This window comes from Streptomyces sp. NBC_00726 (genome assembly GCF_045161735.1).
GTDB lineage: Bacteria > Actinomycetota > Actinomycetes > Streptomycetales > Streptomycetaceae > Streptomyces.
Genome location: NZ_CP108983.1, coordinates 5653044 through 5666829 on the forward strand (window position 1 = coordinate 5653044; position 13786 = coordinate 5666829).

General features: G+C 73.4%; 12 protein-coding genes and 1 pseudogene. 7 read left to right on the forward strand and 6 right to left on the reverse strand.

The window, feature by feature from the left end; translation table 11 throughout:
- Nucleotides 1-47: 47 nt before the first annotated feature.
- Both OG338_RS25165 and OG338_RS25170 read right to left on the reverse strand, forming a co-directional pair.
- The gene (locus OG338_RS25165; RefSeq protein ID WP_405940528.1) at nt 48-1292 is read right to left on the reverse strand and encodes a GAF domain-containing protein; all 1245 of its coding nucleotides are present in this window, start codon (nt 1290-1292) and stop codon (nt 48-50) included.
- A 336-nt stretch (nt 1293-1628) separates the two neighbouring features.
- Nucleotides 1629-3266 (reverse strand): acyl-CoA dehydrogenase family protein, encoded by a 1638-nt coding sequence (locus OG338_RS25170; RefSeq protein ID WP_405939489.1) that lies wholly within the window; start codon nt 3264-3266, stop codon nt 1629-1631.
- A 74-nt stretch (nt 3267-3340) separates the two neighbouring features.
- On the opposite strand from OG338_RS25170, the gene OG338_RS25175 reads away from it, so the two are divergent.
- Complete coding sequence (locus OG338_RS25175) at nt 3341-4459, forward strand: YihY/virulence factor BrkB family protein (protein WP_405940529.1); 1119 nt, start codon at nt 3341-3343, stop codon at nt 4457-4459.
- Nucleotides 4460-4462: 3 nt separating this feature from the next.
- On the opposite strand, the gene OG338_RS25180 is transcribed toward OG338_RS25175, so the two are convergent.
- Nucleotides 4463-4807, reverse strand: a complete 345-nt coding sequence (locus tag OG338_RS25180; RefSeq protein WP_405939490.1) for a CU044_2847 family protein — start codon at nt 4805-4807, stop codon at nt 4463-4465.
- A 124-nt stretch (nt 4808-4931) separates the two neighbouring features.
- Nucleotides 4932-6485, reverse strand: coding sequence for a 3-hydroxyacyl-CoA dehydrogenase (locus OG338_RS25185; protein WP_405939491.1), 1554 nt, complete (start codon nt 6483-6485; stop codon nt 4932-4934).
- A gap of 164 nt (nt 6486-6649) precedes the next feature.
- Here OG338_RS25185 and OG338_RS25190 point away from each other — a divergent pair, with 164 nt between their 5' ends.
- Nucleotides 6650-7555 carry a LysR family transcriptional regulator gene (locus tag OG338_RS25190; protein WP_405939492.1) on the forward strand — a complete coding sequence of 302 codons (906 nt, stop codon included), beginning with the start codon at nt 6650-6652 and terminating at the stop codon, nt 7553-7555.
- A 107-nt stretch (nt 7556-7662) separates the two neighbouring features.
- On the forward strand, nt 7663-8889 hold the full coding sequence (locus OG338_RS25195) for an acetyl-CoA C-acetyltransferase (RefSeq protein WP_405939493.1): 1227 nt from the start codon (nt 7663-7665) through the stop codon (nt 8887-8889).
- 23 nt (nt 8890-8912) lie between these two features.
- Here the strand turns inward: OG338_RS25195 and OG338_RS25200 are convergent, their stop codons facing one another.
- Nucleotides 8913-10280: an MFS transporter gene (locus OG338_RS25200; protein ID WP_405939494.1), complete on the reverse strand. Its 1368-nt coding sequence runs from the start codon at nt 10278-10280 to the stop codon at nt 8913-8915.
- Between OG338_RS25200 and OG338_RS25205 the strand changes: the two are divergent.
- A pseudogene (locus OG338_RS25205) lies at nt 10248-10865 on the forward strand (dihydrodipicolinate synthase family protein); the annotation flags it as partial. The gene OG338_RS25200 and the pseudogene OG338_RS25205 overlap by 33 nt on opposite strands.
- A gap of 94 nt (nt 10866-10959) precedes the next feature.
- On the opposite strand, the gene OG338_RS25210 reads toward OG338_RS25205, so the two are convergent.
- Nucleotides 10960-11886: a chaplin gene (locus OG338_RS25210; RefSeq protein WP_405939495.1), complete on the reverse strand. Its 927-nt coding sequence runs from the start codon at nt 11884-11886 to the stop codon at nt 10960-10962.
- Between the two features lie 382 nt (nt 11887-12268).
- Here OG338_RS25210 and OG338_RS25215 point away from each other — a divergent pair, with 382 nt between their 5' ends.
- The 3 genes from OG338_RS25215 to OG338_RS25225 all read left to right on the forward strand — a co-directional run bounded on the left by OG338_RS25215 (nt 12269) and on the right by OG338_RS25225 (nt 13702).
- A complete protein-coding gene (locus OG338_RS25215; RefSeq protein ID WP_018100608.1) occupies nt 12269-12670 on the forward strand; it encodes a rodlin in 402 nt (133 codons plus the stop codon).
- Nucleotides 12671-12938: 268 nt separating this feature from the next.
- Nucleotides 12939-13172 carry a chaplin gene (locus OG338_RS25220; protein ID WP_018523737.1) on the forward strand — a complete coding sequence of 78 codons (234 nt, stop codon included), beginning with the start codon at nt 12939-12941 and terminating at the stop codon, nt 13170-13172.
- Between the two features lie 239 nt (nt 13173-13411).
- Nucleotides 13412-13702, forward strand: coding sequence for a hypothetical protein (locus tag OG338_RS25225; RefSeq protein WP_405939496.1), 291 nt, complete (start codon nt 13412-13414; stop codon nt 13700-13702).
- Nucleotides 13703-13786: the final 84 nt, after the last annotated feature.

Sequence of the window (13786 nt, forward strand, 5' to 3'; positions counted from 1 at the left end):
CAGCCAGACAACCATGCCCCGCACCCCTCGCCCCACCCGGCCCCGGATCACCGGGGCCCCGGCCCCTCCGCCTCCCGAACCTCCCGCTCAAGCCCCTCCCGCTCCCGCGCGCCCCGCGCCGCCGCCACCACCGGGGCCTGCGAGCGCGGCAGCAGATCGGCCGGGTGCTCCGGATGGACGACCTCCACCTCCACGCCCTCGCCGAACCGGTACGGGCGGTGCGCGAGCACCTCGGCCAGATGGCGCCGCAGCCGCGATATCTCCGCCCGCACCGTCACCGTCCTGGTCGCGTCACCGAACAGGTCCTGGGCCAGCTCGGAGGCCGTGCGCCCCTCCCGGTGCAGCGCCAGCGCGTACAGCAGCTCGGCGTGGCGCGGGGACAGCGGCTGGGTCCAGGTGCCGACCGGGCTCACCACGTTCACCGCGAGGGCGCGCGGCCGGCTCAGATCGAGGACCACCCGGCGCGGCGGGCCGTCCAGCGTCCCGTCCGCCACCTGGACCAGCCAGCCGCCCGGCAGCGGCTCCACCCGGCACATCCCGAGCGACGGCAGCCACACCCGGCCCGGCCCCAGCGACTTCGGCAGCGGCAGCCGGTCCACCGGGGGCATCCCCGTCACCGCCGCCGTCCAGCCGTGGCCGTCCACCGCCACCGCCCGGCCGCCGATCCGGCTCAGGACCGGGGCGGCCACCGCCCGCAGCCGGTCCACCGCCTCCAGATGCCGGACCCGGATCTCGCTCTCCGCCAGCCGGGCCACCGACCGCACCAGGGCCAGCGTCGTCGGGTGGAACGTGGACGCGGGCCCGCTGATGTCCACGATCCCCATCAGCCGGCCGTCCCGGGGATCGCGCACCGGGGCCGCCGCGCACGTCCAGCCGTGCAGGGTGCGCACGAAGTGCTCCGCCGAGTGCACCTGCACCGGGGCGCGGGACGCCAGCGCGGTACCGATCGCGTTGGTGCCGGTGATCTCCTCGGACCAGGCCGCGCCCTCCGCGAGGCAGATGCCGTCGGCCCGGCGCAGCACCCCCGTGTTGCCCTCGCGCCACAGCACCCGGCCCTCCACATCGGTGACGACCATGATCTGCTGCGAGGCGTCCGCGATGCTCGTCAGCCCGTCACTGAGCAGCGGCATCACCTCGCCCAGCGCGGAGCTGCGGCGCCGGTGCTCGATCTCGTCCGCCTCCAGCAGCCTGCTGTGCGTCGTCTGCTCGGGATCGATGCCGCTGCGCAGCACCCGGTCCCAGGAGGCACCGATCTCCGCCCGGGGCGCGGCGGGCATGCGGTCGCCCGCCATCCGCGCCTCCCGGGACCGGTGCACCAGCCGCCTGGCCTGCGGGCTCTCCTGAGCAATCGGACGCAGCCCGTCCGCCGGAGTCGTCTCCACGCCGGTTCCCCCTCACCCCACTGCCCGGCCCGGTACGCGGGCCGCGCCCCCATCCTGCCGCCGCCCGGGCCCCGATAACGCAACTCCACACAATGGTTGCAACCCTCTGCAACTCTGGCGAGGCTCCCCGGACCGTACAAGAGTGGCGGCACACCGCGCCGCGGGCCCCGGCCCTCACGTGCGGTGTGTACAGCATGGGGGGTGGTGCCGTGTCGGCGCAGCACCACCCCCCGTCGCTGTGCCCGGTCAGGATTCCGCCGGCCGGGCCCGGGCCACGACCGACGCCAGATCCAGGGTGTGCGGCAGGGTCCCGAACGCCGCGCCCCCGTCCCCGCCCAGGCGCGAAGCGCAGAAGGCGTCCGCCACCTCGGGCGGCGCCCAGCGCACCAGCAGCGAGCCCTGGAGCACCAGCGCGATCCGCTCCACGACCCGGCGCGCCCGCGCCTCGATTCCCGCCAGGTCGGCCAGCTCCGTCAGCATGTCCCTGATCGCCGCGTCCAGCCGGTGATCGGCGCCCCGGGCCCGCCCGACCTCCTGGAGGAACGCGTTCAGCGCGAGCGGTTCGCGCCGCAGCACCCGCAGCACGTCCAGCGCCTGGACGTTCCCGGACCCCTCCCAGAGGGAGTTGAGCGGTGCCTCCCGCAGCAGCCGGGGCATCCCCGACTCCTCGACATAGCCGTTGCCGCCCAGGCACTCCAGCGCCTCGCCCACCAGCGGCGTGCACCGCTTGGTGACCCAGTACTTCGCCGCCGGCACCGCGATCCGCAGGAACGCCGACTCGCTCTCGCCGCCGTCGTCGTACGCCGCCGCGAGCCGCATCGCCAGCACGGTCGCCGCCTCCGACTCCACCGCCAGATCGGCCAGCACATTGCGCATCAGCGGCTTGTCCACGAGCGGCCCGCCGAACGCGGACCGGTGCGTCGTGTGGTGCACCGCCTGCGCCACCGCCTGCCGCATCAGCGCCGCCGAACCGGTCACGCAGTCCAGCCGGGTCGCCGCCACCATCCCCATGATCACGCGGACGCCCCGCCCCTCCTCACCGATCCGCCGCGCCCACGTCCCGTCGAACTCGACCTCCGCCGAGGCGTTGGACCGGTTGCCCAGCTTGTCCTTGAGCCGCTGGATCGCGAACGGATTGCGGCTGCCGTCCGGCAGCACCCGGGGCAGCAGAAAGCAGGTGAGACCGTCCGGGGCCTGCGCGAGGACCAGGAAGCCGTCGGACATCGGGGCCGAGCAGAACCACTTGTGCCCGGTCAGCAGGTATGCGCCGTCCTCGGCCAGCGGCTCGGCACGCGTGGTGTTCGCCCGTACGTCCGAGCCGCCCTGCTTCTCCGTCATGCCCATCCCGAGCAGCGCCCCCGCCTTGTGCGCGGGCGGCCGCAGCCCCTCCTCGTACACCCGCGAGGTCAGCAGCGGCTCCCACTGGGCGGCCACCTCCGGCTCGGCGCGCAGGGCCGGCACCGCCGCGTGCGTCATGGAGACGGGGCAGCCGTGTCCCGCCTCGGCCTGCGTCCACACCAGGAAGCCCGCCGCCCGGCGGACATGCCCGCCCGGCCGGTCCCAGGCATCGGTCAGCCCGGCCCCGACGGCGTGCCCGAGCAGCCGGTGCCAGGCCGGGTGGAAGCCGACCTCGTCCACGCGGCGGCCGTAGCGGTCGTGGGTGCGCAGCCTCGGCGGGTTCGCGTTCGCCTCGGTGCCCCAGGACGCGGCCTGCGCGGAGCCGGCCGCCCGGCCGAGCGCGGTGAGCCCGTCCCGGGTCTCGTCCAGGACCTCGGGCGGAAGATGACGTTCCACCGCCTCGCCGAGCACCCGGTCCGTGCCGAAGACGTCATGGCCGAGGAGCGGAGGGGCCTGGTTGGACACGGTGTGGGTGGTGGTCGCCATGCCGATACGGTAAGGACGTGCAGGCAGCAAACGAAACACCCGAGCGGCCACCGGGCCGGCTCCACCGGGCCCGAGTGCTCTACCGCAACGTCTCCAAGCGGCAGCTCGCCTGGCAACTGCTCAAGGACACGGTCAACTCGTGCATGGAGTACCGCATCCTGGGACTCGCCGCCGAGGCCGCGTTCTTCACCCTGCTGTCCCTGCCCCCGCTGCTCCTCGGCCTGATCGGCCTGCTCGGTTACGTGGACGAGTGGACGAGCACCACGACGGTCGCGTCCATCGAGCGCAACATTCTCAGCGCGGCCCACACCATGCTGTCCGAGCGCGGCGTCAACGACTTCGCCAAGCCGCTCCTGGCCGACGTCACGACCGGCGCCCGGCCCGACGTCATCTCCCTCGGCTTCGCCATCGCCCTGTGGTCCGGCTCCCGCGCGGTCAACGTCTTCATCGACACCATCACCGTCATGTACGGACTCGACGGCCAGCGCGGCATCGTCAAGACCCGGATGCTCGCCTTCCTGCTGTACGTGGTGGCGCTGCTGCTCGGCGCGGTCGTGCTGCCGCTGCTCGTGGTCGGCCCGGACCGGGTCGTGGAGCTCATACCGTGGGGCACCGAGGTCATAAGCGTCCTGTACTGGCCGCTGGTGATCGTGCTCTCGGTCGCCTTCCTCACCACCCTCTACCACGTGTCCGTGCCGGTCCGTTCGCCGTGGATCGAGGACATGCCGGGCGCCCTGGTGGCCCTGGCCATGTGGGTGTTCGGCAGCTTCCTGCTGCGGATCTACCTGACCAGTACGGTCGAGGGCCCCACGATCTACGGATCGCTGGCCGCGCCCATCGCGGTGCTGCTGTGGATCGGCGTCTCCGCCTTCGCGGTACTGGTGGGCGCCGCCGTCAACGCGGCCATCGACCGGGTCTGGCCCTCGGTGACGACGGCCGCCGCCCGCGCCGCGAACGACCGGGTGCGCGCCGCCCAGGCCGCCGAGTTCGTCGCCCGCACCCGGGCGGAGAGCTGGCACGGCGGCCCGCCGGCCGACGAGGACGACGAGGACGACGAGGGCGACAGCCCGTACATGCCCTCCGAGTTCCCCGAGCGCTGGTCGCGGTTCCTGCCGCCGGACGACGTGAAGTCCCGGCTCCAGAAGCCCGGCCGCGAGAAGGACGCGGACCGGGGCAGCCCGTACGACGAGTGAGCCTCAGTCGGTGGTCGCCGGGCTCTGCGACCCCGGCGACCAGGACAGCTTCACCGTCAGATGGCCCTCCAGCGCGCTCTTCGCGATCACCGCGCCCGCCTCCGAGGTGATCTTCACGCCGAACTCCAGCTCCACCCCGTCCGGCTTCAGCCGCCCGTCCCGGAACACGGCGAGCGCCGATTCGGCGGCCGACCGGATGCCCTCCAGCGCGCTGTCGAACGTGCGCCCCGCGCGCGCCAGGGCGTGCGGCCCGTCCCGCGACACCAACTGCGCCCCCGGCGCGTGCCGGTCGACCTCCACGGTCACCGTCGCCCCGTTGTCCGTGGTGAACTCCATCAGTGACGCCATGACCGCCCCCGTAACCGGTTTACGTACGCTGCCGTGTCCGTCGACACTAGTGGTACGGACGGCAGTTACGCAGGGCGCACGGTCGTCCGGGCGCACCACCGGCCCGCCGTCCCGCGCGCGTCGGTCACGGCGCCCCCAGCACATCCGCCGGTGACGTCCCCGGGTCCGTCAGCGCGAGCCCCAGTGCCGCGCGTTCCGTGACCCAGCGCGTCGGGCGGTGGCGCGGGTCGCCCGTCGACGCGTGCAGCGCCCGGTGCAGCTCCAGCATCCGGGCCGCGCCGATCCGGTCGCCCCAGGCCAGCGGGCCCACCGGATAGCCGAGCCCCGTCGTGACGGCGACGTCGATGTCGGCCGGGGCGGCGAGCCCGCGCTCCGCGATGGACGCGGCGACCGACACGACGGAGGCCAGCAGCCGCTGGGCGACCGAGCCCGCCGTGTCCCGGACCACCGACACCGCGAACGGCTCACCGCCGTCCCCGGCCCGGGCCAGCACCGCGCGGGCGTCCCGCGCCGCCCCCGCGTCCGCCGCCGGGGTCACCGCGAGCACGCGCCGCCGCCCCGCCGCCGGCAGCGGGTCGACGCCGAAGGTGCGCCCGGCGGGCAGCCCGTGCGCGGCGACCGCCGAGGCGACCGGGGTGCCCCAGACCGGGACCAGGACGACCGCCGCGTCCGACGGCCGCCCGCCGCCCGACACGGCGGCGCCCGCCGAGGCCAGCGCCTCGCGGAGCGCGGCCGCCCCGGCCTCCCGCGCGGGGTCCGGCGCGAAGACGTGCACCGGGCGGTCCGCGTCCCCGGTGACCGGCGGCTCCGGCGCGGGTCCGGTGGCCTCGGGGCCGTACGCGTACCAGCCGCGTCCGGTCTTGCGGCCGTGCAGCCCGGCCGCCACCCGGTTCGGGGTGAGGAAGGAGGGGCGGAGCCGGTCCTCGTAACGGAAGCCCTCCCAGATCGAGTCGATGACGGCGGCCGTCACATCGAGCCCGGTCAGGTCCGTCAGCTCGAACGGGCCCATCCGCAGGCCCAGTACGTCGCGCGCGATCCGGTCGATGTCCGCGGGCTCCCCGACGCCCTCCTCAAGCAGCGCCAGCGCCTCCGTCACCAGGCCGCGCCCGGCGTGGTTGATCAGGAAGCCCGGGGTGTCCGCGACCGTCACCGCACGGTGGCCGCAGCCCTCCACGAGCGCGGTGAGCAACGGCGGGATCTCCGGCCGGGTCGCCGCACCGGGCACCACCTCCACGATCCGCATCAGCGGCACCGGGTTGAAGAAGTGCAGCCCGGCCAGGCGCGTCGGGTCCTTCAGCGCGGCGGCGATCCGGGTCACCGAGAGCGAGGAGGTGTTCGTCGCGAAGACGGTGGACGCGGGCAGCGCCTGTTCGAGCCGGCCGAACACCTCGGTCTTCGTCGCCAGGTCCTCCCGTACGGCCTCGATCACCAGCTCCACCCCGGGGCCCGCCGCCCACGGGTCGTCCAGCGGGACCAGCCGCTCCGCCGCCGACTCCGCGTCCGCCGCCGCCATCCGACCCTTGGCCACGGCCCGGTCCAGCATGGAACGTACGAAGGCGACGGCGTCCGCCACCGCCTCGGCGCGTACGTCGCACAGCTCGACGGTGTGTCCGGCCGCGGCCGCCCACTGGGCGATGCCGCGGCCCATGGCTCCGGCGCCGACGATCCTGATACGCATGCGGGTCACGGTCCTCTCACTGGGGCGGGCCGGGTGCCCGCGCTGCCGACGCTTTCAGTGGCTTTGATCGCCGTCCAATACCGAATTAGGCTCGGACCGAGACGTCTGACGAATCAATGGCCGAGGCTCCTCAATGATGAGGGCCGGCCCGGGGGAGGGGCGGCATGGAGCTGCGGTATCTGTCCGCGTTCCTCGCCGTGGCGGAGGAACTGCACTTCGGCCGCGCCGCCAGACGGCTCCGGATGGCACAGCCGCCGCTGAGCCAGCAGATCCGCCGGCTGGAGAAGGAGCTCGGAGTCCAGCTCTTCGAACGCAACACCCGCTCGGTACGGCTCACCAGCGCCGGGGAGTCCTTCCTCCAGCCGGTGCGGACCGTGCTGGACGATCTGGACACGGCGGTACGGGCCGCGAGGGCGGCCGGGCAGGGCGCCTACGGCAGGGTCCGCATCGGCTTCGCGGGCGCCTCCAGCCACGAGACGCTGCCGCTGCTCACCCGGGCGGTGCGGGCCGCCCACCCGGGCATCGAGCTGGTCATGACCGGCCAGACCTACGCCGACGTGGCGCTCGCCCGGGTCGCCGACGGCTCGCTGGACCTGGGGTTCGTCCGGCTGCCGGTGACCGCGCCGGGCGTGAGCTGCCGGGTGATCGACGAGGAGGAGCTGGTGTGCGCGCTGCCCCTCGACCATCCGCTCGCCGGCCGCCCCGAGATCCCGCTCGGCGCGCTGGCCGGGGAGCCGTTCGTCGCGTTCCCCGCCAACACCGGCTCCACCGTGCGCGACGCGATGACCGAGGCGTGCGAGGCGGCCGGGTTCGGCCCGCGCGTGGTGCAGGAGGCGCCGGACTCGTACACCATCCTGGCGCTCGTCGCGGCGGGCGTCGGGGTGACGCTGACCGTCACCTCCGTCCAGCACATCCAGCTCAGCGGCCTGGTCTACCGCCCGCTGGCCGGGCCGCCGATCCGGCGGCAGCCGGCGCTCGCCTGGCGGACGGACAATCCGTCGGCCGCCCTGCGCGCGGTGCTGGACGTGGCGGAGCGGGCGCTCCCCACGCCGGGCGGCGCGGCCGATTGAGACGCCGGGCGTCTCGGTTCCGGGGAAACTGGGTATTGGACCGGTCACGCCGCCGGGTGCGAGGGTCGTGCCGGACCCCGCACTCAGTCTCCCGGAAAGGCCCCGCCGTGCCCGACGCCCTCGATGTCGTGATCTGCGAACCCCTGCGCACCCCCATCGGCCGCTTCGGCGGGGTGTTCGCCGGGGAGAAGCCGGCCGCCCTCGCGGCCCGGGTCATCGCCGAGGTCGTGGCCCGGACCGGCATCGACCCCGACCGGGTGGACGAGGTGATCCTCGGCCACTCCTACCCGTCGGCGGAGGCCCCCGCGATCGGCCGGGTGGCCGCCCTGGACGCCGGGCTCCCGCAGTCGGTGACCGGCCTCCAGACCGACCGCCGCTGCGGCTCCGGACTCCAGGCGGTCCTGGACGCGGCGATGCAGATCCGGGCCGGGTTCAGCGAGGTCGTGATCGCGGGCGGCGTCGACGTGATGAGCGGCGCCCCGTACTACACGCACGACGGGCGCTGGGGCATCAAGGGCCCCGGCCTCCAGCTCCACGACGCGCTCGCCCGGGGCCGGGTCACCGCGGGCGGCGTGCACCACCCGGTGCCCGGCGGCATGATCGAGACCGCCGAGAACCTGCGCCGGACGTACGGAATCAGCCGCGCGGACCAGGACGCGCTGGCCCTGCGCTCGCAGCGGCGGGCGGGGCGGGCCGCCGCCGAGGGTCGGTACGAGAAGGAGACGGTCCCCGTTACGGTGAGGACCAGGAAGGGCGAGACGGTGATCTCCGCCGACGAGCACCCCCGCCCCGGCACCACCGCCGAACAGCTCGCCGCGCTCCGCCCGGTCATGCTGAAGTCCGACCCGGAGGCCACCGTCACCGCGGGCAACGCCAGCGGCCAGAACGACGCGGCGGCCGCCTGCCTGGTGACGAGCGCCGCCACCGCCGCCCGCCTCGGCCTGACCCCGCTCGTCCGGCTCGTCTCCTTCGCCCGCGCCGGGGTGCCCGCCGCGGCCATGGGCCTCGGCCCCGTCCCCGCGACGGCGGCCGCGCTCGGCCGCGCCGGGCTCACGCTCGCCGACCTCGACCTGATCGAGCTGAACGAGGCGTTCGCCGCCCAGGTGCTGGCCTGCACCCGCGAGATGGGCCTCGGCGAGAAGGACCACGAGGAGCGGATCAACGTGAACGGCTCCGGTGTCTCACTGGGCCACCCGGTCGGCGCGACCGGCGCCCGCATCCTCGCCACCCTCACCCGCGAACTGCACCGCCGCGAGGCCCGCTACGGCCTGGAGACCATGTGCATCGGCGGCGGCCAGGGCCTCGCGGCGGTCTTCGAGCGCGTGACGCCCTGAACGCGGGCCCCGGCGCCGCCCCCTCACCGCCGTACCGGCCCCGGCCGCTCCACGGCCGCCGGCCGGCCCTCGACCGCCCCCGCCGCCAGGTGGTCGTCCGTCGCGTCCGGGTCCGTCAGCCGGTTCAGCCGGGCCGGGACGTCGAAGCCGACGAGGAGGACCACGATCACCGTGCCCGCGAAGGTCAGCACGGCCAGCGCGCCGCCCAGGCTCATCCCGGACGCCAGATGGGCGCCGAGGACCGGGGCGACCGCACCGCCCAGGGCGCCCACGTTGTAGGTGAAGCCGAGCGCCGCGCCCCGGCTGCGGGTCGGGAAGTGGCCGCCGATGTAGCGGGGGAGCAGGCCGGAGATGCCGAAGCTGGTCGCCTGGAGCAGGAAGAGCAGGGCGCCGAGGAGCAGGAGGTTGTCCTCCACCGCGAAGACCGGGTACACGAAGGCGAGCGAGGCCAGCAGCGTCAGCGCGTACGCCTTCTTCGTACCGAGCCGGTCGCCGAGGAAGCCGGCCGTCCAGCAGCCCACCATGGTGCCGAAGCCCGCGAAGTACAGGACATCGGTGACCTGGCTCGTGGAGTAGCCCAGCTCCGTCTTCAGATACGTCGGCAGCAGAGCCTGGATCGGCCAGGAGTAGAGGAACGCGAAGAACAGCGTCACGATCATCGACAGATACAGCACCCAGCCGCGCTTCCCGCCCAGCTGCACCGCGAGCGCGGCGAGCGAGATCCCGGCGACCACCGACAGCACCGGCACCAGGCCCGCGCCGCCCGGCGTGAAGACCAGGAACAGCGAGAGCGTGGCGACGGCCACCAGCACCGTGTTGACGGCCGCCCGGCGCGGGGTCGGGAACAGCGGCCGGAACGGATGGGGCTCCGCGCCCTCGTCCGCGACGGACTCCGTCCACTCCTCCGCCTCGGGCAGCGCCCGCCGCATCCACAGCGCGATGGCGATCGGGATCAGCCCGAGGTAGAACATCCAGCGCCAGCCGAGCGAGGGCACCACCCAGTCGTACACCTGGGCGGCCAGCACCGAGCCCACCGAGAACCCGGAGATCAGGAAGCCGCTGGCCCGGTTGCGCAGGGCGGGCGGCCAGCTCTCCATGACGTACGTGGAGCCGGCGCTGTACTCCCCGGCCATGCCCATGCCGATGGCCAGCCGGGCGGCGAACAGGCTGTGGTAGTTCCAGGCGAACCCGCAGGCGAAGGTGCCCAGCGAGTACAGCAGGATGCTCACCACCATCGACAGCTTCCGGCCGTAGCGGTCGCCGAGGGCGCCGAGCACCGCGCCGCCGAGCCAGCGGGTGATGAAGGCGCCGGAGATCAGACTGGCCGCCTGCACCGTGCTCAGCCCGAAGTCGAAGCCGTCGTGACCGCGCCCTTCTACACCCGCACCCACGCCACGGAGATCGACCGCCACTTCCGGGACGTCGCCGCCGCCCTGGACCTGCCGGTCCTGGCGTACGACGTGCCGGTCTGCGTACACAGCAAGCTCGACCCGGAACTGCTGCTGCCGCTGGCCGCCGACGGGGTGCTGGCCGGGGTGAAGGACTCCAGCGGCGACGACGGCTCGTTCCGCCGGCTGGTCATCGGCGCCCGCGAGCTGCCCGGCTTCTCCGTGCTGACCGGCCACGAACTGGTGGTCGACGCGATGATGCTCGGCGGCGCCGACGGTTCGGTGCCGGGGCTCGGCAACGTCGATCCGCACGGGTACGTACGTCTGCACGAGGCCGCGGTGCGCGGTGACTGGGCGGCCGCGCGAGCCGAACAGGACCGTCTGGTCGCGCTGTTCGACATCGTGCGCGCCGCCCGCCCGGGCACGGCGTCGGCCACGGCGGCGGGGCTCGGCGCCTTCAAGACCGCTCTGATGCTGCGCGGGATCATCGCCACCAATGTGATGAGCCCGCCGATGCGCCCGCTGGACGCCGGGGAGACGGCGGCGGTCGCGGCCTGCCTGGACCGCGCGGGGCTCGGCACGGTCTGACCCGTACGCCGCACGCGGCACCGAAGACAAGAGGTCCGGCCGGACAGCTCAGGGCTGTCGGGCCGGACCTCTTCGTGCTCGGGGGAGCGTCAGCTCACTTCTTCGCGGCGCGGGCGCGGCGCATCATCAGGCCGCCACCGAGTACCAGTGCGGCGCCGGCGCCACCGGCGATGCCCAGGTTCTCGTTGGCACCGGTGTCCGCCATCTGCGGCGGCTTGTGGTGCTTCGGAGGCGTGTGGTGCCAACCGGTGTGGGTCGGCGGGTTGTCCGTGGGCGGCTCCTCGGTGGGAGGGGTCGGCGGGTTGTGGTGGTGGCTGGGCGGGCAGTCGTCGTCGTGGTGGTGCACCGGGGGCTTCGGCGGCGTCGGGGGCTTCGGCGGGTGGTGCGGCTTCGGCGGGTTGTGGTGGTGGTGGCTCGGCGGGCAGTCGTCGTCGTGGTGGTGCACCGGCGGCTTCGGAGGCTTCGGGGGCTCCGGCGGGTTGTGCTCGTGGCCGCAGTTGCAGTCGTGGTCGTGGTGACCCGTCGGCGGCTTGTGGTGCGGGGGCTTGTGGTGGTGCGGCGGGTTGTGCGTGGGCGGCTCCTCCGTCGGCGGCTCCTCGGTGGGCGGGGTGCCCTCGTCGCCGCCGCCGTTCTGGCACTTGTTGCCGGCGGCCGGGTTCAGCAGGCCCACCACGTTGATGCTGTTGCCGCAGACGTTGACCGGGATGTCGACCGGGGCCTGGACCACGTTGCCCGAGAGCACACCGGGGGAGCCGGCGGCCACACCCTGGGCGCTCGCGCCCGAGCCGCCGTTCCCGGAGCCGCCCTTGTTCTCGCACTCGTTGCCGAAGGCGGGGTTGAGCGCGCCGATCACGTTGACCGTGTTGCCGCACACGTTGACGGGCACGTGCACCGGGACCTGCACGACGTTGCCCGAAGCGACGCCGGGCGAACCGACGGCCGCACCGTCGGCCGTGGCATCGGCGAAGGCATAGCCGCCGGAGGCGGTCAGGATGCCTGACGCCGCCGCCATGACGAGCATGCTTTTACTCAAGGCTTTTCGCATTGGTGCCCTTCCTTGGGACATTTCTCGCGGGCGCACGGCCCACAGTTCGTTCATCAGGCGGTGCAGCAGCCGGCGGACCCGCCCATCCGGAGGCGGCCCTCCTGGCGGAGCGGCTTGACGACACCCATAACGACGTCCGCGTGCATGGGAAACGTGAATGCCGTGAATTTTCTGTGCGCACGCGGCGGGGCTACGAGTGAACGTTTCGTCTCTCGATTTCCGACAGTATTACTCGATCACTTTCGTACGGACGTCCGTGTCTTCCAGGCATTCGGGTGAATGGTGATAACCAAACGTCGGCCCGGCAGTTGTTCAGGGCGCTCCGGCTACGGGGTATCCAGTACGAGAAGGGTTCATCGTGATCAAGAAGGTCCTGGCTACGGGTGCCGTCGCCGCCTCCATCCTCGGGCTCGGCGCCGCGCAGGCGATGGCCATCGGCAACGACGGTGGCACGACCTCGGTCAACGGCAACGGTGCCTCGCAGTCGTTCGGCAACGCCGTGACCAAGGGCGACGGCAGCCCGCAGTTCGACCTGGTCCAGGGCTCGCTGAACAAGCCCTGCGTCGGCCTGCCGCTCAAGGCGAACGTCGGTTCGCTCATCGGCCTCGTCCCGATCGCGGTCCAGGACGTCAACGTCCTGTCCAACCCGCAGAACCAGCAGTGCACCGAGAACTCCACCCAGGCCAAGGGCGACGAGCCGCTGTCGCACATCCTGGACGGCATCCCGGTCCTCTCGGGCAACGGCGCCGGCAACAGCTGATCCGGCCCCCTCCCGGGCCCGGGCCGCCGGTGTTCCTCCTCCGGACGGCCCGGGCCCGCTGCCGCCCCGCGAGGGTCGGGCGGGACACGGTCGGCTGACCGAAACTGCATCATTCGGGCGCTATTGGAGCAATCAGCTCGCTGAGCAGTGTCGCATACCGTCCGAAATCGTTACGAATGAAAGCGGCGGAGTCACGAGCGATCAGGTCCGCGCTCGTGCGGCACGAAAGCCGTGGCCGCTCCGGACTCCGCACAAGAAAGGGTTCCAAGTGAAGTACACCAAGATCGCCGCCGTCGCCGCCGGTACGCTCATGGCCGTGGGTGCCGCCGCCCCGGCCTTCGCCGACTCGGGCGCCGAGGGTGCGGCCGTGGCCTCCCCGGGTGTCATCTCCGGCAACACCATTCAGGTGCCGGTGCACATCCCGGTCAACGTCTGCGGCAACACCATCGACGTCATCGGCCTGCTGAACCCGGCCTTCGGCAACGCCTGCGTCAACGACTGATCCATCCCGCCGAATTCTCTCGGCTCGAAAAGCCCCGGCCCGCACTCTCGGCGGCCCGGGGCTTTTCCCGTGCCCGTGTCCAGAGAGATCCCGCACCCCGAGAAATACCGCGCCGTCCAGTTTCCCCGCCGTATCCGGTTCGTTAGCCAGGGAAAGGGCGGCCGGGGACAGGGCCAAAGAAGGCCCGTGCGGCGCGGGGATGCGACCGTGACGGCCGCCGCTGAGAAGGGAACCCGAAAGTGAAGTACGCGAAGTCCGCCGCGCTCCTCGCCGGTTCCGTGGTCGCACTCGGCACGGCTGCTCCCGCCTTCGCCGTCACCACGACCACGGCCCCCAACTTCAGCCTCGACGGAGGCGTCAACCAGGTGACGGCGGCCGCCCCGCAGGTGGTCGACCCGGTGCTCGACACCGTCAGCGGCGCCGCCGAACGCCTGCACGAGGACGGCACCGTCGCGAAGGTCGCGGGCCAGGGCGCCGGCGCGGTCAAGGGCGCGGCCCCGCTCCTCGGCGGCCTCCCGCTCTCGAACTGAACCGCACCTTTCGGGTGAAGCGCCACAACCATTCCCGCTCCGCCGAGTTGATCAGTGCGCTCGGCACCGGCGGGCAACCAGAGA